The organism is Pseudomonas mohnii (genome assembly GCF_900105115.1).
In the GTDB taxonomy this organism is placed as follows: Bacteria; Pseudomonadota; Gammaproteobacteria; order Pseudomonadales; family Pseudomonadaceae; genus Aquipseudomonas; species Aquipseudomonas mohnii.
In genome coordinates this window covers 2,665,710-2,687,895 of record NZ_FNRV01000001.1, presented here as the reverse complement: position 1 = coordinate 2,687,895, position 22,186 = coordinate 2,665,710, and the positions used below count along the sequence as shown (strand labels likewise).

Sequence of the window (22,186 nt, the reverse complement as noted above, 5' to 3'; positions counted from 1 at the left end):
TGGCGCCACGCAAAAGTGCGGGGAAGGTAACGCTGGGGGCGCAAGAGCGCTGCGTTCGGTGGGGCGATGGCGGCAAAATCGGCTTTTCGATTAAACCTGCGGGCGGTTTTTCAGTCGTAGATTCCATAGCGGGCCGGTTCTGGCTCCGCGTTTCTTATATGCGTCGCGGTCGGGGCGCTCAGTCGTATCAGGAGCCCTGTGCAATGACGCGCACTCGTAAAATTCTCGCCTGGAGCATCGTCAGCCTGGTTGTTCTGCTGGCGGCCCTGGTTCTGATCATCGTGTTCTTCGATTGGAACCGGATCAAACCAGCCCTCAATGCCAAAGTCTCTGAAGAACTGCACCGCCCGTTCGCCATCAACGGCAACCTGGCGGTGGTCTGGCGGCGTGAACTCGATGAGGGTGGCTGGCGGGCGTGGGTGCCCTGGCCGCATGTGGTGGCCGAGGACCTGAGTCTGGGCAACCCGGACTGGTCGAAAGCGCCGCAGATGGCCAGTCTCAAGCGTGTCGAACTGCGCATCTCGCCCCTGGCCCTGCTGGCGCAGCGCGTGGTGATCCCGCGCATTGACCTCACTGAGCCCAATGCCGAGTTGCTACGTCTGGCCGACGGTCGCGCCAACTGGACCTTCAAGTTCGACCCCAAAGACCCGAATGCCCAACCGTCTCCGTGGGTGGTGGATATCGGCGCGATCGGCTTCGACAAGGGGCACGTCACGCTGGATGACCAGAGCCTCAAGACTCAACTCGACCTGCTGATCGACCCGCTGGGCAAACCGATTCCATTCAACGAGATCGTTGGCGACAAAGCCGCGAAAACCGCGCAAGAAAAGGGCGCAGCCCCCCAGGACTACGCCTTCGCCTTGAAGGTCAAAGGCCAATACCACGGGCAGAAACTCGCGGGTCAGGGCAAGATCGGCGGCTTGCTTGCCTTGCAGGATGCCGCCAGACCGTTTCCGCTCCAGGCACAGGCAACGATTGCCGACACCAGCGTCGAACTGGCCGGCACCCTGACCGATCCGCTGAATCTTGGCGCCCTGGATCTGCATCTGAAACTGGCCGGCACCAGTCTGGGCAATCTCTACCCGCTGACCGGCGTGACCCTGCCGGACACACCGCCTTACGCCACCGACGGTCACTTGATCGCCAAGCTGCACGAGCCGACTGGCGCGGTGTTCCGCTATGAGGACTTCAACGGCAAGATCGGCGCCAGCGACATCCACGGCAGTCTGGCTTACGTCGCCAGCCAGCCTCGGCCGAAACTCAGCGGCTCGCTGCTTTCCAATCAATTGTTGTTTGCCGACCTGGCGCCGTTGATCGGTGCCGATTCCAATGCCAAACAGAAGGCCCGGGGTGGTGAGAGCAAGCAACCGGCGGACAAAGTGTTGCCGGTCGAAGCATTCAAGACCGAGCGTTGGCGCGATATGGACGCGGATGTCGAATTCACCGGCAAGCGCATAGTCCACAGCGAAAAACTGCCGTTCAACGATCTTTATACGCACCTGGTGCTCACCGATGGCGTCCTCAGCCTCGAGCCGCTGCGATTCGGCGTGGCGGGCGGCAAACTGGATGCGCAGATTCGCCTGAACGGTCAGACCGAGCCGCTGGAAGGCAAGGCCAAACTCACGGCCCGGGGGTTCAAGCTCAAACAGTTGTTCCCGACCTTCGAACCGATGAAAACCAGTTTCGGCGAGCTCAATGGCGATGCCGACATCACCGGTCGCGGCAACTCGGTGGCCAAATTGCTGGGCAGCGCCAACGGCACTCTGAAGATGCTGATCAACGACGGTGCCATCAGTCGCGAATTGATGGAGCTGGCCGGGTTGAACGTCGGTAATTATGTGGTCGGTCGGATCTTTGGCGACAAGGAGGTGAAGATCAACTGCGCGGCCGCCGACTTCGACATCAAGACCGGCTTGGCCACCACGCGGCTGTTCGTGTTCGATACCGAGAACGCGATCATCTACATCGATGGCACGGCGAACATGGCAACCGAGCAACTGGACCTGACCATCACCCCGGAATCCAAGGGCTGGCGCTTGATTTCGTTGCGTTCGCCGCTGTACGTGCGGGGCAAGTTCATCAAGCCTGATGCCGGGGTGAAAGCCGTGCCGTTGATGTTGCGCGGCGCCGGCATGGTCGCATTGGGCGTGATCGCCGCGCCGGCGGCAGGCTTGCTGGCGCTGGTGGCCCCGAGTGGGGGCGAGCCGAATCAGTGTGCGCCGCTGCTGGAGCAGATGAAGTCGGGCAAGGCCCCGGTGACCGTCAAGCCCACCCGGTAATCGGGCGTCCATCAGGGCCCCATCGCGAGCCGGCCGCTGAGCCTCGCCTACCGCTGATCAAGTTGCTCTCTGTCGGTGGGATCGTCGCGGGGGGGCTGAAGCCGGGTGGATGTCATAAACTGGTGTATGAGTTGTCATCTTTGCTGGCGATGCTTGGCGAGTCTTTGCTTCGCGCCTTGCATCGCCTCATCGATCATCAGGATGTCCGCCCATGTCGCAAGATTCCGCTCCGCGTTACCCGCTGGTGCTGGTCCCGGGAATGCTCGGGTTTGTCCGGTTGCTGCTTTATCCCTATTGGCACGGCATCATTTCCGCGCTGCGTCAGGGTGGGGCGGTGGTGATTGCGGTACAGGTTTCGCCGCTGCATTCCAGCGAAGTGCGCGGTGAGCAACTCTTGGCGCGGATCGACGAGATTCTGCGCGAGACGGGGGCGGAGAAGGTCAACCTGATCGGCCATAGCCAAGGCTCGCTGACCGCCCGATACGCCGCCGCCAAACGCCCCGACCGGGTGGCGTCAGTGACCTCGGTGGCGGGGCCGAATCACGGCTCGGAGCTGGCGGACTACCTGCACGAACACTATCCCCATGACAGCGTCAGAGGGCGGATGCTGAGCAGCCTGCTACGGTGGATCGCGGCGCTGATGAGCCTGCTCGAAACCGGCTATCGCGGGCCGAAGCTGCCGGTGGATATCCATGCGTCCCATCATTCACTCACCAGCGCAGGCGTGGCGTTGTTCAATCAACGTTATCCACAAGGTCTGCCCGAATCCTGGGGTGGGCACGGACCCGAAGAGGTCAACGGCGTGCGTTATTACTCCTGGTCCGGGACCCTGCAGCCAGGCAAGACCGATCGCAGGCGCGATCTGCTTGATGGCACCCATCGCAGTTGCCGATTGTTCGCCAAAACCTTCGTGCGCGAATCCGGGTATTGCGACGGTATGGTCGGGCGCTACAGCTCGCACCTTGGAAAGGTGATTGGCGACGAGTTTCCGCTGAACCATTTCGACATCGTCAATCAGCCTTGGGGGTGGGTGGGCAAGGAGGCCGAGCCGATCCGGTTGTTTGTCGAACATGCGGCCCGGTTGAACGCGGCAGGCCTTTAGACCGACCCTGTGGCGAGGGATTACGCGCGGCCCAACACCGTGGTCCATCGCTCGGACAGAATCACCCCGCCCAAGGTCAACAAGCCGCCCACCAAGTGATACAGCGCCAACTGCTCATGCAATACCACCGCCGCAATCAGCGCGGTGATCAACGGCAGCAAGTTGAAAAACAACGTGGTCCGGCTCGGTCCCAGGCGCACCACGGCCTGCATCCACGCCAGGGGGGCGACCATCGAGGCCAGCAGGCAGGCGTACAGCACCAGCGGAATATTCTGCAAAGTCGGGCCGACTTTCGGTGAGGCGAGAAACAGTGGAAACAGCACCACCACCGCAACCAGTACCTGCAAGTACAGCAACACCAAGGGCGGCAAGCGCAGCTGCCATTTTTTCAGCAACGTGCTGTAGATCGCGTAGGCCAGGGTGGCGATCAGCATCATCGCATCGCCCAGGTTCACGCCATGCTCGAGCAGTACACCCAGGCTGCCGGACGAGATCACCACCAATACCCCGGCAAACGACAGCACCGCACCGGCCAGTGCGCCGATGGTCAGGCGCTGGCCGAGGCTGATGATCGCCATGGCCAGTGACATCAAGGGCATCAACGACAGGATGATGCCCATGTTGGTGGCCGAGGTCAGTCCTGCGGCGAAGTACGCCAGGCTTTGGTAAACCGCCATGCCGAGCACGCCGAGGACAAAGATCTTGCCCAGGTTCGGGCGGATCGCCGGCCAATGGGCGATCACCGGTTTGAGCATGAAGGGGGTGAACAGCAGTCCGGCCAGCAGCCAGCGGTAGAAGCCGATCTCGGCGGGGAAGATCGCCCCGGCCGACATTTTGGTGATCACGGTGTTGCCGGCCCAGATAAAGATGGCCAGCAGGGGATACGCGTATTGCATCAGGGAAAAACCAGAACGTTAATGAAGGGTGATTATCCCCTGTCTGGATGCAAGCCTATACTTCGATCCAGACAACCCGCCCCTGATTCCGGACAGCATGAACCGAAAACACATCGACCTGCTGGATTTCAGCGAACTGCCTTCAGCGGTCTACTTCCGCTACGCCGACTTCGATACCCATGAATTCGCCGCACCGCACCGCCACCCCTGGGGCACGCTGGAGTATGCGGCCCACGGGGTGCTTCATATGGAGGTCGACGGCAACCGTTTCATGTCGCCGCCGCAATATGCGGTGTGGGTGCCGCCGCAAGTCGAGCACAGTTTCTACAGCCATCAGCCGATCAATTACCGTGCCGTATGCCTGGCGCCGACGGTTTGTGCCGATCTGCCACAGCAGGCTTGCACGCTGGCCATCAGCGACATCCTCAAGGCGATCCTCAAGGACTTCGCGGCCCGGGACGTGAAGATCCCCGAGCGGGAGGCCGACAAACGTCTGGCCCAGATCCTGGTGGACCAGTTGCAACAGGCGCCGGTGCATGAGTGTTACTTGCCCTACGCCAGCACGCCCGGGCTGCTGGGCATACTCGAAGCGCTGCAAGCCGATCCCGGGGATAATCGGCCACTGGCGGATTGGGCCGGGCGCATTCATGTCAGTGAACGCACCCTGGCGCGGCAGTTTGTCCGCGAACTGGGCATGAGTTTCGGCGAGTGGCGCCAGCGTTTGCGCTTTCTGACGGCGATTGAGGCGCTGGACAGCCACCGCAGCATTCAGGAAATCGCCTTTGACCTGGGCTATAGCACCGGCTCGGCATTTATCGCGATGTTCCAGCGCCAGGCTGGATGTACACCGGATTACTATCGGCGCAATAAGATGTTTTAACCAACTTGTTGAGATGTTTCATACAGCATTATCCGAAACAAGCTTCACGGGGGCAGGATTGAGGCGTTGTAGGCTTCGACGCTCTTTATATAAGTTGGTGGGTAACTATTGTGAATGACTTAATAATTGGTTCTGGACGAGCTCCGGAAACTTCCGATATTGAACACCAGGAAAGTATTCATTCGGTTTTTATAAAAAGCGCGATTCCCGACTGGATGACCAATGCCTCGCTGCAGCGAATCGCTGATTTGCGCACCACTCCCAAAGTGCTTCCCGAATGGAGCAAAGCGGCAACCTACCTGGAACATCTGGCCGCGAAAGGTGCCATGCAGGCCAGTTGGCAGGCGCAGAATACAGTCGATCGAATGCTGGGGAAGCTGCAAGATGTGGTGTCCTTCACCCAGCCGCTGCTGACCCGTGCCCTCAATGACCAGTACGGTCTGCGACTGGATGTTCGTGAAACTTTTCTGCGCTTGTATTACCCGGCCAAAACATCGGCCTGGTCCTTTAACATTACAGGTGGTGTCAGTAGTCGAACGGTTTCTTTACTCGATGCGTCGCTGCACAACTTTGCCGAAGGCGAAGTGTTTACCACCGACTCTGCATTTATCACAAAGCCTGACGCAGTCGGTCGCTTTGAAATAAAGAAGTTGGGTATAACGGTCCAACAGTTCAAGGCTCTTTGCCGAACGCTGGATATCGGCGCCCGCTATCAGACCTATCTGCAAAGTTACCTGTTGCCCGAAGAGGCCATGGCCCGGGCGTTGCTGCAAAAGCGTATTGTCGCCAGCCAACAGAGCGCCATGAAAGCCGCAGCTCATTTGGCATTGATGAAAAAAGACATCGGGACCGAGGCGTACCTGACGGTATTGAACCTGGCCCTGGGCAAGCGGGGGCTGGTGTTTGATGGCTCGCCGGTACGCTTCTATCACTTGAACATGCTCGACACCCGTCTGACCGGGATTGTGCTGATCGCCGCCGATCTCGACACGCCCAATGCCAATGTCCGCCGCGTTATCGCTTATGTGCCGCACGATCCAGAGCATCCACTGAAGGAGTATTCCTCGTCGGTCGATTTCGTGCGTGAGCTGACCCGCCAGCTGCAGAGCGATGATCAGACGCCCCCTTCATCCCGGCGACGTTACCAGGCGTTTTTCAGTCGATTCGTGGACCATGCCCAGCGGGGTCATTTCTTCGCCGCGCTCAACGCGAAATTGTGGGAAGTCACCTATCACGGTGCGCAGCCTGGCTCCAATTTGCCTGCCTGGCGCGAAACCCGGGTTGAACGCCCTGACTTGCGATTGACCACCGTGTCGTTCGAAAGCGACACCGCCAACCGTTATAACGGCGACCTGTGGCCTTATCTCTATCAGCGGCAGGTGGACAAGATCCTTTCCGACGGGCGCGCGCTGGCCGTGTCCAGCGCCGATGCGGACAGTACCGCGCGCTGGGCCTGGATTGAAAACCTGGAAAAAATGCTCAGCGACATCCTGCAAGTGGCCCTGTTCGTCGCCACTCCGTTTGTGCCGGTGCTGGGCGAGCTCATGTTGGGGTACGTCGTCTATCAACTGGTCGACGGGGTCGTGGAGGGCGTCGTGGAGCTTGCCGAGGGCGAGTATGTGGAAGCCGCGGAGCATCTGGTTGGGGTCGCTGAAAACCTGATTCAGTTGGGCACCTTTGCCGCGGGAGGGGTTATCGCCACCCAAGTGCTGAAGCCCAGGTTGTCGTCATTTCTCGAAGGGTCCCGCCCCGTCACGCTGAGAAACGGTGAACAGCGGCTATGGGGGCAAAATCTGCAGCCCTACCAGCAACAGAATCTGCGCCTGGCGGCGGACTCCAAACCTGACCTCCATGGCCTGCATCAGCACCAGGGCCGGCAGATTTTGCCGCTGGATGATAGCCATTTCGAACTCAAGGTCGATTCGCGCACCGGCAAGCACCGCGTCCAGCATCCGACCCGCCCCGAGGCCTATCAGCCGGTGGCAAAGACTAACGGTACGGGGGCTTTTGTGATCGAGGGCGAGCAACCCCATGCCTGGGATGCCGATACGCTGATCAAGCGACTCGGCCCGTCGGTCGAGGGGTTGACGGACAGGCTCGGTGACATCCGCACCGTCAGCCGTGCGGACATCGGCGCGCTTGTACGCATGTACGCCGATAACGAACGCGCAATCCCTTTGCTGAGCGATACGGTGACCCGGTTCAGGATCGACCGGGACATCGACACCTTCATCCGCAACATTGGCAGCGCCCGCGCTCAGGATTATCTGCAGGCCGATCCGCTCTGGCAGTTTCAACTGCTGGATGGCATGTGGCCCGGCAGGGCGATCGAGCTCAAGGGCGCCGACGGCCGTGTGTTGTACAGCATCGGGGCCGGTGAAGAACCGGTGTCTTTCTCGACGGATCAACTGGCGGACACGGATCTGATCGACGTCCTGCTGTTGTTGCTCGATGACGCCCAGACCCGTCAACTGCTGGGTGATGAACCCGATGCACCGGTCGGTGACCGCATGCGCAATGCCGAGCGTTTGCGGGGGGAGTTCGCGAAACGGGCGGAACAGCGTAAGGCTTCGTTGTTCGACAGGCGTTACCGAAGTGTCGAGCGCGCTGTCAGTGCCGAGGCGAGGTTCATCCAGGACGAGGTCGCCGGATTGCCCGGTATCGTCGCACAGGAGCTGGTGGTGCTGGCGCGTCCGGATGAGCTGCAGGCGCTCAAACTGCGCAAGCTTCCCCAGCGGCTTGAAGGCTTGGCCCGTTGGGCGCTCAGGGATGTGCGGATCAGCCGTGCGTACGAGGGATTTTACCTGGAGTCGGTCGACAATCCGGACTTCGACGCCCTGGCGTTGCATTCCCTGGAAAACCTGCCTGGCTGGAATGCCGACGTCAGGATCGAGCTGCGTCATTACCGCTTCGACGGGCAAAAACTGGACAGCATCGGTCCTGATGACGCTGGGATCAGACGTACGCTGGTCGTGAGCGACAGCGGCGTTTTCCAGGCGTGCGACGAGCAGGGTAACGTCCTGCATTCAGGCGCTGATTTGTTTACCTCGATCCTGCAGGCGCTACCCGATGCCGAGCGAAATGCGTTGCAGATTCAGATCGGCCAGGGCCCGGTCCTGAAGGCGGCATTGCGCGACAATGCCCTGAAACCCTACAGGCTGTTAAGCGTACTTTCCGATTTGCCGGAGCTGAAAAGCGCGGCATTCGATCCGACAATCATGCGTCTGCGTGGCGGAGCCCCCACGCAGGCGGGCGAACTCGCGCAGCTGCAAACGGTCGAGAAAGAATTTCCGGAATTCGTCAGCGGAGCGTTCCATCCGAGCGTTCCCTCGATTGAACGATACAACTTCCTGCGCGGCCTCAAGCTGATGGTCGACACCTTGTACCTCGATTGCCAGGGCTTACTCTGGGATGGACTTGCCAAGGCGAACGGCGAGAGCGCCGAGGCCAATCTGAGAACCGTACAAAGTATTGAAGTGTTGCCTGATCTCAAGAATCTGATGTCGACCGAACAGTATCTGGCATTGATCGAGCGATTGTTCCCCGAGGATGGCTTGGTGGCGCTTACGGAATCCGAGCGCAATCTGGGTGCCCTCGCGCGCAATCTCGAGCAAACCGGGCGTCTGGATGAGTATCAGGCGCTGCAACGTGCCGTGAGGGACAACATGCCGACGTCCAGCGAGCGATGGGCCCCGTTGGAAAGCTATGCAAACGATTTGATATCAGACGTCACGACGGCAGCCCAGCCGACTGAAGTGACGCCCCAGGTCATGGCTGACTTGCAACTGGCACAGCGCGCCATCTATCGATCCAAGGAACTGCTGCCTCTGTCGGGCAACCAGTTGGTGAGCATCTGGGAAAACGGCGGTTCAGCGATCGCGAAAATCAAGGGGCTGCGAGGGCTGGATCTTCACGAAGGGCAATTCACCGCTCGCCTGACCATTGCCGAACATGCGCGTAAAGCCATTGAAATCAAGGGGGGTAACTGCTCGGAAAATTCCAAGGTGACCTTTGCGTTGTTGGCCAGCCAACCGAGAACCTCCCGGATCCACCTCGTCAAAGCCACCGCATTCGATCATCAGTACGTGGTGATCGGCGATGACTTGACCAATCTCAAGCAACTGGTCGTTGCCGATTCGTGGCCGGAGTTCCCGGCCGCGCATACGGCGGACAACGGCTGTTTCCAGTTCGAACTGCCGCCCATTGAAACCCTTGAGCCAGGTCCGGCAAGCGCGGAATTTGCCTTTATCAACGATGTGCCGGCTGGCCGGGCTGCGTTGCCGGAGGTTTCGCAGAGCAACACCTTCCGGCAGATAAAAATCAACAAACTGTATAAGTCGGGGGCTTTCACCCAGTTCACGTCTGTAAAGGCGCTGGGCACGCAGTACAGTCTGCCGGGAGAGGTTGGGGTGTCGTTCGAGCGAGTGCCTGTCTCAGTGATCGAAAATCGCATCTCGGCCTGGGAAGGCTATAACCTGGCCTTCAAGGATCTTTTGGCCGAAGAGGCCGCAATCGAATCTGCGGGGCAATGATCGTTTATGTCTGGAGGAAGGTGTAACAAGGCTTGACTACACTCCTCGGGGAGGCTGCATCGCTCGATGCGGCGACAAGGAGAAAACTCCATGAAGATAGTGCGTGTCCCGTTGTTGATGATCGGTTTGCTGCTCTGTTCCCAGGGTTTCGCGGCCACTGAACAACAGAACAAAATGACCACTTGCAATGCCGACGCTACCGCTAAAAGCCTCAAGGGCGATGAGCGCAAAGCCTTCATGAGCAATTGTCTGAAAGCCGCTCCAGCGGCCAACGATGCCGGCAAAGCCCTGACCCCTCAGCAAGAGAAGATGAAAACCTGTAACGCCGACGCCACCACCAAAGCCCTCAAGGGTGACGCGCGCAAGGCGTTCATGAGCGATTGCCTGAAGAAAAAATGAGTCATGGGCCGGGGCGCGGGCCTGCGGTGACTGTTCGGGCCTCATGGCGGGCTTGCCTGCGATGGGGCCGGTACGGCCGCAGAAAAATAACCGAACGCCGCACCACCAAGGTCGTCCCACACAATCTCTAGTGCTGCCACCGGATCGCTGGCAGACTGCCCATCCTTTTACGCCGTTCGTTTTGAGGCTGTATGCCAACGTTTTCTCAGCGTCAAGTGTTGCTGGTCATCAGCTGGGTCATCATTTTCGGCGGGCTGCTGCTGGTGATTCCGTTGCGGTTGCTGCCCAGCCTGCTGGCCGGGTTGCTGGTGTTTGAACTGGTCAACATGCTCACCCCGCAGCTGCAGCGGCTGATCGAAGGGCGGCGCGCGCGCTGGCTGGCCGTGGCGTTGCTGGGGACATTAGTGGTCAGTGTGCTGACGCTGATCTTCGCCGGCGCCATCAGTTTTCTGCTGCACGAGGCGGAAAACCCAGGCGCTTCCCTCGATAAATTCATGCACGTTGTCGACCGCGCTCGCGGACAGCTGCCGCCGTTCATCGACGCTTACCTGCCGGCCAGCGCCGCCGAGTTTCGCGTGGCGATTGGCGAGTGGATGAGCAAGCACCTCAGCGACTTGCAACTGGTGGGCAAAGACGCGGCGCACATGTTTGTGACACTGCTGATCGGAATGGTGCTGGGTGCGATCATTGCCTTGCAGCGCGTTCCGGATCTGACCAAGCGCAAGCCATTGGCCGCGGCGCTGTTTGATCGCCTGCACCTGCTGGTCCAGGCATTCCGCAACATCGTGTTCGCGCAGATCAAGATTTCCCTGCTCAATACATTCTTTACCGGGATTTTTCTGGCGGTGATCCTGCCGCTGTTCGGCATCAAGCTGCCGCTGACCAAAACCCTGATCGTGCTGACCTTCCTGTTGGGACTGTTGCCGGTGATCGGCAACCTGATGTCAAACACCCTGATCACCATCGTCGGCCTGTCGCTGTCGATCTGGGTGGCCGTGGCGGCATTGGGTTATCTGATCTTTATCCACAAGCTCGAATACTTTCTCAATGCGCGCATTGTCGGCGGACAGATCAGTGCCAAATCCTGGGAGTTGCTCCTGGCGATGCTGGTGTTCGAGGCCGCGTTCGGCCTGCCTGGGGTGGTGGCAGGGCCGATTTATTACGCGTATCTGAAGAGCGAGTTGAAGCAGGTAGGGATGGTTTGACGGTAGCTATTAGCTGCAAGCTTCAAGCTGCAAGTAAGAGCCCAGAGCTAACACCGTCCTACTTTTACTTGAAGCTTGAAGCTTGAAGCTTGAAGCTGCAAGTAAGAACCCAGAGCGAACACCGTCCTGCTTTTACTTGAAGCTTGAAGCTTGAAGCTGCTCCTCAGCCATAGCGTTTTGCGGCCTCGATGGCCAGACCACTGCCGATGCTGCCAAAGATATTCCCTTCCACGTGCCGCGCATTCGGCAGCATCGCCGAAACGCTGTTGCGCAGGGCCGGAATCCCGCTCGAACCACCGGTGAAGAACACGGTGTCCACCTGATCGACCCGCACATCGGCGTCCGCCAGCAACCGGGTCACGCTGTCGCGCACGCGCTCGAGCAGGTTCTCGATGGCTGACTCGAACAGTGCACGGCTCAATTCCACGCTCAGGCCGGGTTCGATGCGGTCCAGCGCGACGTGGCGGCTGTGGGCATGGGTCAGCTGGATCTTGGTTTCTTCCACTTCCATGGCCAGCCAGTGTCCGGCGCGCTGTTCGATCAACTTGAACAGGCGATCGATGCCACCGGTGTCTTCGATGTCATACCGCATGCTGCCCAGCGCCAGGGTCGACTTTTGCGAGTACACCGAGTTGATGGTGTGCCAGGTCGCCAGGTTCATGTGGTGGCTGGTGGGCATGTAGGCGCCACTTTTCATCCGGCTGCCGTAGCCGAACAGAGGCATCAGGCCCTGCAGGCTCAGTTGCTTGTCGAAGTCGGTCCCGCCGATGTGCACGCCACCGGTGGCCAGGATGTCGTCGTGACGGTTGTCGTGGTTGCGACGTTCCGGGGACAGGCGCACCAGGGAGAAGTCCGAAGTACCACCGCCGATGTCGACAATCAGCACCAACTCTTCTTTTTCGATGGTCGACTCGTAGTCGAATGCCGCGGCAATCGGTTCGTACTGGAAGGACACGTCTTTGAAGCCGATGGCGCGGGCGACGTCCACCAGGGTGTTTTCCGCTTCCTGGTCGGCCATTTCATCGTCATCGACAAAGAACACCGGGCGACCCAGCACGACTTCTTCGAATTCCCGACCAGCGGCAGCCTCGGCACGCTTTTTCAGCTGCCCGATGAACAGTCCGAGCAGGTCCTTGAACGGCATCGCCGTGCCCAGCACGCTGGTGTCGTGCTTGATCAGCTTGGAACCCAGCAGGCTCTTGAGCGAGCGCATCAGGCGCCCCTCGTAGCCTTCCAGGTACTCGTGCAGCGCCAGCCGGCCGTACACCGGGCGACGTTCTTCCATGTTGAAGAAGACCACCGAAGGCAGGGTGATCTTGTCGTCCTCCAGCGCGATCAGCGTTTCCATGCCAGGGCGAAGCCAGCCGACGGTGGAGTTGGACGTGCCAAAGTCGATGCCACAGGCACGGGCTGGAGATGCGTTTTTCATGTCTTTCAAGTTCCGGTTAAAAAACGGCCGCGCAGTGTATGTCAGTGCGGCACAGAATCGAAGGCCGACCATCCGCTAAATCTGCCGATCAACCGCTTGAAAGACGCGCGATCACCCCCAAACTACCCTGCATCAACCGGACAGCCGCAGGGCAATCGCAAGAAGCCCCGCCGGCTGCCGATAAACTTATGAAGCGCTGCCCGGTCACAAATTTGAGATCGGTCAAACTCTGTGCGGCAAATAAGGCGCATGCTGTGTCAGGTGGCGCGATTTCGATAACGGATGGTGATTCCCACGATGGACTTCAAAGACTATTACAAGATTCTCGGTGTGGAGCCGACCGCAGACGACAAGGCGATCAAGGCCGCCTATCGCAAGCTGGCGCGCAAATACCACCCCGACGTCAGCAAGGAAAAGGACGCCGAGGCCAAGTTCAAGGATGTCTCCGAGGCCTACGAGGCGTTGAAAAGCGCCGACAAACGCGCCGAATACGACGATTTGCGCCGCTATGGCCAGCATGGTCAACCGTTCCAGGGGCCGCCAGGCTGGCAAAGCCGTGGCGGTTTCGGTGGTGGCGGTCAGGACACTGGCGATTTTTCGGACTTCTTCAGTTCGATCTTCGGTAACCGTGGCCCCGGCTTTGGCGGGGCAGAGTCGCGTCGCAGCAGCGGGCGTCGAGGACAGGACGTGGAAATGGAACTGGCGATTTTTCTGGAAGAAACCCTTTCGAGCGAGTCGAAGAAGGTCACCTTCCAGGTGCCGCAGTACAACGCCGCCGGCCAGCACGTCAGCAATACCACTAAAAGTCTGAACGTGAAGATCCCCGCCGGCGTGACCGACGGCGAGCGCATTCGCCTCAAGGGCCAGGGCGCGCCGGGTGTCGGTGGCGGCGCCAATGGCGATCTGTACCTGACCATCCGTTTCGCGCCGCACCCGAAATTCGATGTCGAAGGCGAAAACCTGATCATCACGCTGCCACTGGCTCCCTGGGAACTGGCCCTGGGCACCGAAGTGGCCGTGCCGACCCTGACCGGCAAGATCAACCTCAAGGTGCCGGCCGGCAGCCAGAACGGCCAGCGCATGCGCGCCAAGGGCCATGGCCTGCGGAGCAAGGCGGGCGAGCGGGGTTACCTGTTCGTGCAACTGAAGGCCGTCATGCCGAAAAAGTCGGACGATGACATTAAGGCCCTGTGGCAGGAACTGGCGCAAAAAGCCGCGTTCGACCCGAGAGAAAATTTCTGATCCAAGACCCGGAGTAGCCCGTAATGAGCAGCCCTCTGATCGTTCAACTGGACCTGGCCGAATTCTGTGAGGCGACCGACCTGTCGGACGTCTACGTGATCGAAATCGTCGAACACGGCATCCTCGAACCCCAAGGGGGCACGCCGAAGGATTGGCGCTTCACCGATTACGAACTGACCCTGGCCAAGCGCGCCGCCAAGCTGCGGCGCGACCTGGAACTGGAATGGGAAGGCGTCGCCCTGGCGCTTAACCTGCTCGAAGAGGTGCAGCAACTGCGGGCGGAGAACCGGATGTTGCGGCAGCGGTTGGGGCGGTTGGTGGTGGAGTAAGTCGCCCTCGACAGGCCAGTTCCAAGGTCTGTTGGATGCGACTCACTTGCGATTACAAACAGTCGATTGCCCTTGTTGATGGTCAACGCATTCAGCGTTGACTTCCCTTGCGTCTCGTTCGTTCTGCTAGCTCGGACATGGAGATTTTTTCGACGCTGCTCTGTGTGGGGTTGCCATTAAGGTCGTAACTCACGGAGTAGTAACGCGTGGCGCCATTTTGTAGCTTTCTTGGCTCAGGAGCAGGGGCCTGAGGAAATCGAAAGGCTTCACTTTCCCAGATCTTCCGGTACCGGGCAGGCTGGCCTGGGCGCTGATTAGGGCTAAGGATGCCCACCTGACCACCGGTATCATTAAAGCGGGGTGTCTGCTTCTTGGGCGGAATGGGGGGAGGCATTCGATTCGCATGTCCGATGTCCACTGTGTCAGTGGTTACAACCGTATTGGTCGTTCTGGTGAGTGCCGGTAAGGTTTTGTAGGTGGGCTGGTTCTCTGTATTGTCAAAGGCGGGATTGGTCATCCCTGCCCGTGATGCGGTGGGGTTGGTTGGGGCTGCGGCAGCGGTTGGGACGAGCGGCCGTAAGCTGGAGGCGCTGGATGTTCTTGCAATGCCTCTCTGTAACCCCCAAAAATTCCGGAGCCCCATATGCCCCGTCGGATCCGAAAAATTCACCGGATCGCCCGCGCAATACATATACGCATTCAAACCACCCTCCCCAAACGGACTCCAACTGTCCGGGCTATGAAAACGCATCAGTCGCGAGTTGTAGACGCGATAGCCATTGCCCAGGAAATACCAGTTCAATGCCTCGCGAAACTGGCCATTGAATCCCAAGCGCGGGACCTCCTCCTGTTCGGCGGATTGAAAACCAAAGGCGGAATACGCCATGCGATTGATTCTGCCGCCACTGATATTGGCCAGCACCGAGCTTTTGCTGTCGGTGGCCAACAAAAGAGTGTGCAGCAGACGCAAGGGTTGGTCACTGTTTGCCGAGCCGGTCATGGGAGGTCTGCCTTAGAGGTTGGATACGTACGCCCAGTTGTACTCGGACGGCGAAAAACCGGGAACTATCAGAACTGATAGTCAGGGCAGAGAACCGGATGTTGCGGCAGCGGTTGGGGCGGTTGGTGGTGGAGTAATCGCCACAAAAGCCCGCCGGTCGCAACGGCTTCAAACCTTTCTGGGAAGCACCACGGTAAACCGCGTGCCGTCCTCTTCATTCGAACTGACCTCAATCGTCCCCTTGTGGGCATCCACCACCTCCTTGACGATAAACAACCCCAAACCCAGGCTGGTTGAAGGTTGGCCCAGTTCTTCGCCGGCGTTGCGCACCAGTGGATCGAAAATCGTGGCGATGGCGTCTTCGGGGATGGGTATTCCGTAGTTGTGCACGGTAAGACGAACGGAGAGCGGCTCGCCTTTGAGGGTCACGATTACGTCGCGTTTGTTCGAACCATGCTGCAAGGCGTTGCCGATCAGGTTTTGCAACATCTGGGCGATGCGCCCCGGATCCCAGTTACCACGAGCGTCGCCCAGCACTTGCAGCGTCGGATCGCACTCCGGATTGCCCGCACAGGCTTCGGCAATCGCCGCGTGTGCTGCTTCGGCCATGTCCATGGGCGCCGGTTCGATCGGCAGGCTCCGCCCCAGGCGGCTGCGTACCAGTTCCAGTAAATCGCTGACCATCACCGCCATATGGCGCGTCCCGCGCTGGATGTGGGACGCGCAGGCCAGGGCATCGCCCTCCAGTGTGGTTTTGCGCATCAGCAGTTCGGTAGACATGCTCACCGCTTGCAGCGGCGCGCGCAGGTCGTGGCCGAGAATCGCCAGAAAGATGTCCCGCGAACGATTGACTTGTTCGGCATAGGCCGCCGTGGACTCGGCCAGGGCTTCGTCGATGGCTTCATTGAAGCGAATCATGTCCTGGAAGTAAGCCAGGTTGGGGCTGTCCAGGCTGTCGACCCACAAACGAATCACAGTGGCGCGCAAATGGCGAAATTCGCTGGTCATCTGCACCAGATCAAACCCCACGTTGTGGCGCAATTCGCCATGACTGGCGCCGGCCTCATCCAGGCTTGGGGTTTTTTCCGGCCCTTCGCCGCGGGCTTTGGCCGCCTGTTCGCTGGGGGTCTGAGGCTTTGTCATGTCCCTGGCCGCGGCCAGCAGGATCGACTTCGCATGGTCGCGCAGCGAAACGCTATCCATCGATTGCGCGGCCGGGGTGATGGTTTTGGCGAATTGCTCCCACTCATCGACGATTCGATTAACGTTCAAGGCGATGAATTCGGAAAGACGCATGGTGGTTACCTGAGCATGAATCGGGGACAGCGATTCGAATATTAGTCTCTTTGGCGGGAAAAATACGACCGCTGATGCGACGGCATGACCCAGCGCATTTGTGGCGGTACATACCTATCGATAGCTCTTTGATTTTCGACCCGTTTGCACCTGTTTTATGGAGTGGTCCAGCAGGAATTTGCTCTTTTTTTTCCCGCTCCGGTGAATGAACCTGTGGCTTCCTATCCTGTCATCAAGGTGATTGAACAGTGTCTGATTTGCATGGAAGCAACGTGCGGGCAACGCCCGCGCAAAATAATGGGGTTTATTACCGTCGTATACTCGCGGTACTACCTGAGGCGATCAAAAAGGCCTCGATGTCGAGACTGGAAAGCCTTGAAACGCTCAGGCCAGAGCCCCCTGAGTGGTATAGCAGTGCACGGGAAACAGACCGCCAATACCTGAAGGAATTGATTGAAGAACAGGGGCGTCTGCAAAACGTACTGGACAAGACCCTGGGCGATTTGCAGCACGACATCAATGCCTTCGCCGAGCCACTGCTGCGTACGGCAATGCAATCGAATTTCAAAAACGTCAAAGGCATCGACGGGCTCAGCGTACAACTTGAAGTGCCCAGCAAAATTGGCCTTGTCATTGATACCGGGGCCAGTCGCGTTCGGCAGTCCACGTTGCTGGAGGCGGCGCTGCACAATTTCGAGGAATCTGAAACCACCGAGGACGCCTGGCGCAGCAACTCCGGCATCTATCGCAAGGATGAGCGTGGCGCTCCTGCGCTTGAGCCCGCGATTTCCTTGTCCGGGTTTGCATCGATGTGCCGCAGCCTCGACCTTGGCGGACAGTACCAGCGGCACATCACATCCGTCCTGCTGCCCGCAACAGCCGAAGCCCGGAGCGCCTTGCAGGACGAATCCGTGGCCAGTGAAAAAGCCACGTTTCAGCTGGCGTCACTGGTCGCGCGATTGAAGGGCGATATCAGCGACCATGCCTACGGCAAGCTCAGGCAAATACGCGAGAGCCAGGCCAATACCACGCTGTACGATCGGCCGTTGCAGTGCCACCGATTGTCGCTGATGGGCTTTCGGTTGACGGGCATCGTGCTGTTCAGCGCCGTGAGCGATCCGTCGCAGATCAAGCAGGCGATCGATGCCTTGACCCCTGAAGGGTTGAAGTTCTGGAGCGAATGGTCGCAGCGTATCCCGGTATTGCCCGGAACAGAGTACGAGCGGTTCAAACTGCTGCAGGCGTTTTTTGCCAATGGGCCCCAGGGTCTCAGCGATGAGCTTCTGCGCCGGGACGACGTCTACCATCAGAGTCGTTTGTCCGGCCACTTGATCGCCTATGTTCCGGATGATCCGGAGCATCCTCTCAAGGAATACTCGTCGCTGACCGAGTTCATGAAAACCCTGATCGGACAGCTGCGCGACGCGAAGTACCAGGCCTTTTTCAGCCGGTTCGTGGCGCAAAAGGACAAAGGGCTGTTTTTCCACCGGGTCAACGAGCGCCTCAAGACGTTTACCTGGCAGCAACGCGAGCCGCTGGACATGGGGCCGTGGTGGCGCGAAACGGCGGTGGAGAATCCCGATGCGGAACCCATTACCAATCAGATCACCGGCGATCTGTGGGCGACACTGTTCGTGCAGCGCCGCGACAAGGCCATCGCCGATGCCCGACGCATCGCGGTGCCGACCGACGACGAGGACGCCAACGCCCGCTTCAAGCGCCTGACCAGTTACCTGGACATCGGCTGGAACCTGTTCAATTTCGCCGCGATGTTGGTGCCCGGTGCGGGCGAAGCGATGCTCGGCATCATGATTGCGCAGATGCTCGCCGAGGTGGCCGAAGGTATCGAAGACTGGAGCAAAGGCGACAAGGAAGAGGCCTCTGCCTACTTCAATGGCGTGCTGATCAACTTTGCACAGTTGGCGCTGATGAGCGCCGGTCATGCATTGCCAAGCGGCCAGCTGACACCGATCAAGGTCTCGCCCTTCGTCGAAGGGCTCAAGCCTGTGGAGGTCGCGGGCAAGCAGCGGTTGTGGAATCCGGATCTGACGCCCTATGAGCAATCGGTCACCGTGCCCAAGGAGGGCGTCGTCGGTGAAAAAGGCTTGTACCGGCATCAGGATCGGGACCTGCTGCGCATCGACGAAAAATGCTATGAAGTCAAACAGGACCCAGACACGGGCCAGCATCGCCTGCAACACCCAACCCGTGCAGACGCCTATCAACCCTTGCTGGAACACAACGGCGCGGGCTTGTGGAAGACGGAGCTTGATCAACCGCTGGAATGGGATCGGCGTCAATTGCTCCAGCGTTTGGGCGCCTCGGTGGACGGATTCACGGATCAAACCCTGGAGCAGATCCTGACCGTCAGTGGCGTTCACGAAGATGCATTGCGCCGGCTGCACGTGGAACACGAAACCCCGCCCGCGCTGCTGACCGATACCCTCAAGCGCTTCAGGGCATACGCCGACGCCGAGGCCTGTGCGGAACAGATTCAGGCCAATCGAGTCGGCCAGGACTGGGGCGATTATGCCGTGCGCTTCATGACGGAACTGCCAGGCTGGCCCGAGGGCAAGGCCATCGAAGTGTTCGAGGGGCCGGGCCTGTCGGGGGCGGCGATCAAGGAGGGCTATGCCGACGCGTTGCCGGCCAACACCTTGCAAATGACCTGGCAGGATTTGTTGGCCGGTGCTTTGCCTGAGCGTGTGGTCGGGTTCTTGGATGAACAGGCCCTGCGCGAAATGCTGGGGCAGTGGTTTTCCGGGGATTCAAAGGCGCGTGTCAAGGCGTTGCGCGATCGCCTGGCCGATCAGGCGCGAGGCAGTAAAAGGCGTTTGTTCGACAAGCTGTACGAGCGCCGGGAGGGTACGGACGATGCCCGATTGAATTTGCTCAAGGGCGACGAGTCCTCGCTCTCGACCAGCGTGGCGCAAGCGCTTCTGGATCACGCAGACCCTTCGGACCTGCAGCATCTGGCCGAGAAAAAACGCGTGCCCTTGAGGCTTTCGCAACAGGCCCGGGAAGCGGCGCACCAGCTCAGGGTGGCGCGAGCGTATGAGGGCCTGTACCTCGGCGAATTGCACAACACCGACACCGAGCGACTGCAGCTGCACTCCCTGGCAGCCCTGCCTGGCTGGCCTGCGGACCTGCGTCTGGAGATTCGTGAATATTCATTTTCGGGCACGTTGCGCGACAGTCTTGGCCCGGAGGACGCGCCGATCCGCAAGGTGCTGATTCTGGGCGAGGATGGCCGATATGAAGCGCGGGATGCGCTCGATCAACATCTGCACGGCGCGGACACGCTTTATGCTGCAGTGCTGCACGCATTGCCCGACCAACAGCGCGTAGCCCTGGGTTATGAAATCCATGATGCAGCGGGACTTGAGCAAGCGATAAAGGCACGGCCGCTGGATCGATCCGTGTTCGAACCGGTCCTGCGGGACAACCCGGTTCTCAAGCCGTCCTACGACCCGAGCGTCATGCGCTTGCGCGGCGGCATGCCAGGTTATGCACAGGTCCCGCGCGGCATGGGATTGCGGCGCCGGGCTCGTTCGCTGTATCCGGGTTTCACTGCGCAAGAGGTTGAAACGCTGTTGACCGAGTTCGCTCAGAACGGTGGATCGGCCCATGAAAGGCTGACCGCGCTGGAGGCCGAGTTCGATCAATTGAACCGGACGATGCAAAACTGGATGACTTCACCGACGGCGTCCTTCCGTTTCACGCCGTCAGGGATTGCTGAATTGCGCGCCCGGGAGCGCTTCTACAAGGCGATCCGGCAATGCTGGCAGCGCAGCGGGCCCGAGGGTGTGCAAGTGGCAGGTGCGGCGCACCCGCAATGGCTGCAGCTCGACGATTTTCCTCTGATCCGTCGGCTGCTTGAGACGCTGCCGAAACTGGATGCCAACTTCGATCACGTCACCAGCCTGAGCGTGCGCAGCGGCGAGTTGCGCAACGAGCACCTGGGGTTTCTCAGCTCGTTTCGCCGGGTGCGTTATCTCAACCTGCAGGACAACCTGCTGACCGCCGTTCCAGAGGTGATCAACGAGATGAGTCATCTCACGGACCTTTCCTTCAATGAAAATCGTATCGAACTGGACGCGTTGGCGGTGGATCGCCTGAAAAAGCTGGTTCAATTGCGGTCGCTGGGCTTGCGGGGCAACCCGTTGAAGCTCGCGCCGAACATCAGCCGCATGCCGCAATTGCAGGTCATTTTGCTCAACGAAACGGGCCTGGACAGCTGGCCCGTCGGACTGTTTTCCCAGTCGCGGCCGCGCAGTATTTACCTCGATCTGCGACACAACCCGATCACCCGGATCCCGGAGGTCGCACCGGGTTCGTTTCGCGCCGAACTGCTGGCGCGCACCTTGATCAGCCGTGAACCCCGCTGGATTTCGCCGGATAACCTCGACACCCTCAAGTCCTACATTGAATCGGTGGGCATGGACCCGGAGCGACCGTACCCACCGCGCGGCACGCTGGACAGCTCTGACTGGTGGATGGGCATGACCGAGCGGCAATGGCAGGAAAAACAGGAAATCTGGAACGAGGTCGAGGATGAGTTCGACTCGGTGCCATTCTTCAATGAAATCCGCAAGCTCACTCAATCGGCCGACTTCACGGCGGGCGGCGCCTACAAGACAGACCTGACCGCCAAGGTCTGGCGCATGCTCGAGGCCATGGCCAAGGACAGTGAACTGCGGGTCAAGTTGTTCAACGAGGCCGCCACGCCCACCGAGTGCGTGGATGGCGGCACGCAACTGTTCAACGCCATGGGCCTGCAGGTGCTGATTCACGAGGCCTATGCCCTGGGCAGCGCGGACCTGATCGAAACTCGGTTGCTGGAGCTGGCCCAGGGCAAGTCGCGGCTCGATGAACTCGGCGCCATTGCCCGCCAACGGGTGGCGGCACGGTTGGCGGCGGGGGAGCGGTTTCGGCGACTCGACGGGCAGGGCAATGTCACCGGGACCATCGATGAAGTGGAAGTGCACCTGGCTTACATGACTGACCTGGCGCAGCGCCTTGATTTGCCGTGGCAGGCCCGGGGCATGCAGTTCCGCAAGATTGCCGGGGTCAGCAAGGAAATGATCGAGGCGGCGTTCCGGCGAATCGTGGCGCTGGAGGAAGGCGACTTGCTCACGGATCGAATCCTTGAACAGCCCTTGTGGAACACCTGGCTGGAGTCTTCCAGCGCGAAAGAACTGGACAGTTTGAAGCGACAGATCGACGCGACCACGGAGTTGCAAGATGCGTTGCTGCGTCGCTCCGAGGCCGTGGAACCGACGGCGAAGGTGGCTTTTGAGGCGGAGATCAAGGCGCTCTGTCGCGAGTTGAACCGCGACGAAAACGCCTTCAGCGAGGGGCAGGTCATGAGTGATGAGGACTACATCAAGGCGTTGACCGACATCGACCGGCAGATCCGGCAGACGCTGAAATCGATCACTCAACAAGCGATCGAACGAGCCCGGTTACCGCGCCTTGAGCTTGAGCCTGGTCAATAACCGCGAGCCCGTACAACAGTCATAAACCTGTGGCGAGCGAGCTTGTTCCGGGGCGGCGCTCCGACAAGCTCCCTCGCCACAGGTACGGTGTTGGTCCTG

13 protein-coding genes are annotated in these 22,186 nt (G+C 59.8%); 9 read left to right on the top strand and 4 right to left on the bottom strand.

All coding sequences use genetic code 11. The annotated features are described in order from the left end of the window. Window positions 1-203 precede the first annotated feature (203 nt). Both BLV61_RS12510 and BLV61_RS12505 read left to right on the top strand, forming a co-directional pair. Entirely contained in the window at window positions 204-2,279 is a 2,076-nt protein-coding gene (locus BLV61_RS12510; protein WP_090465382.1) for an AsmA family protein, read from the top strand. A 211-nt stretch (window positions 2,280-2,490) separates the two neighbouring features. Further along, the gene (locus BLV61_RS12505) at window positions 2,491-3,381 is read left to right on the top strand and encodes an esterase/lipase family protein (RefSeq protein WP_090465379.1); all 891 of its coding nucleotides are present in this window, start codon (window positions 2,491-2,493) and stop codon (window positions 3,379-3,381) included. 20 nt (window positions 3,382-3,401) lie between these two features. Here the strand turns inward: BLV61_RS12505 and BLV61_RS12500 are convergent, their stop codons facing one another. Then, on the bottom strand, window positions 3,402-4,277 hold the full coding sequence (locus tag BLV61_RS12500; protein ID WP_090465376.1) for a DMT family transporter: 876 nt from the start codon (window positions 4,275-4,277) through the stop codon (window positions 3,402-3,404). 97 nt (window positions 4,278-4,374) lie between these two features. Here BLV61_RS12500 and BLV61_RS12495 point away from each other — a divergent pair, with 97 nt between their 5' ends. The 4 genes from BLV61_RS12495 (at window position 4,375) to BLV61_RS12480 (ending at window position 11,293) form a co-directional block, all read left to right on the top strand. Then, window positions 4,375-5,157: an AraC family transcriptional regulator gene (locus tag BLV61_RS12495; protein WP_208604209.1), complete on the top strand. Its 783-nt coding sequence runs from the start codon at window positions 4,375-4,377 to the stop codon at window positions 5,155-5,157. A gap of 215 nt (window positions 5,158-5,372) precedes the next feature. Continuing rightward, window positions 5,373-9,689: a dermonecrotic toxin domain-containing protein gene (locus BLV61_RS12490; protein ID WP_244159866.1), complete on the top strand. Its 4,317-nt coding sequence runs from the start codon at window positions 5,373-5,375 to the stop codon at window positions 9,687-9,689. 90 nt (window positions 9,690-9,779) lie between these two features. Then, entirely contained in the window at window positions 9,780-10,088 is a 309-nt protein-coding gene (locus BLV61_RS12485) for a PsiF family protein (protein WP_047536865.1), read from the top strand. 191 nt (window positions 10,089-10,279) lie between these two features. Then, entirely contained in the window at window positions 10,280-11,293 is a 1,014-nt protein-coding gene (locus tag BLV61_RS12480) for an AI-2E family transporter (protein ID WP_047536867.1), read from the top strand. A 163-nt stretch (window positions 11,294-11,456) separates the two neighbouring features. Here BLV61_RS12480 and BLV61_RS12475 read toward each other — a convergent pair whose 3' ends face one another. Continuing rightward, complete coding sequence (locus tag BLV61_RS12475) at window positions 11,457-12,722, bottom strand: Hsp70 family protein (protein ID WP_047536869.1); 1,266 nt, start codon at window positions 12,720-12,722, stop codon at window positions 11,457-11,459. Between the two features lie 297 nt (window positions 12,723-13,019). Here BLV61_RS12475 and BLV61_RS12470 point away from each other — a divergent pair, with 297 nt between their 5' ends. Continuing rightward, window positions 13,020-13,964, top strand: coding sequence for a DnaJ C-terminal domain-containing protein (locus BLV61_RS12470; RefSeq protein ID WP_047539226.1), 945 nt, complete (start codon window positions 13,020-13,022; stop codon window positions 13,962-13,964). Between the two features lie 23 nt (window positions 13,965-13,987). After that, window positions 13,988-14,293 carry a chaperone modulator CbpM gene (locus BLV61_RS12465; RefSeq protein ID WP_047536870.1) on the top strand — a complete coding sequence of 102 codons (306 nt, stop codon included), beginning with the start codon at window positions 13,988-13,990 and terminating at the stop codon, window positions 14,291-14,293. Between the two features lie 91 nt (window positions 14,294-14,384). On the opposite strand, the gene BLV61_RS12460 is transcribed toward BLV61_RS12465, so the two are convergent. Continuing rightward, window positions 14,385-15,293, bottom strand: a complete 909-nt coding sequence (locus BLV61_RS12460) for an RHS repeat-associated core domain-containing protein (protein WP_090465372.1) — start codon at window positions 15,291-15,293, stop codon at window positions 14,385-14,387. A gap of 168 nt (window positions 15,294-15,461) precedes the next feature. Next, a complete protein-coding gene (locus BLV61_RS12455) occupies window positions 15,462-16,589 on the bottom strand; it encodes a sensor histidine kinase (RefSeq protein ID WP_090465369.1) in 1,128 nt (375 codons plus the stop codon). A gap of 248 nt (window positions 16,590-16,837) precedes the next feature. On the opposite strand from BLV61_RS12455, the gene BLV61_RS12450 reads away from it, so the two are divergent. Next, a complete protein-coding gene (locus BLV61_RS12450; RefSeq protein ID WP_090465365.1) occupies window positions 16,838-22,087 on the top strand; it encodes an NEL-type E3 ubiquitin ligase domain-containing protein in 5,250 nt (1,749 codons plus the stop codon). The last annotated feature ends 99 nt before the right edge of the window (window positions 22,088-22,186 follow it).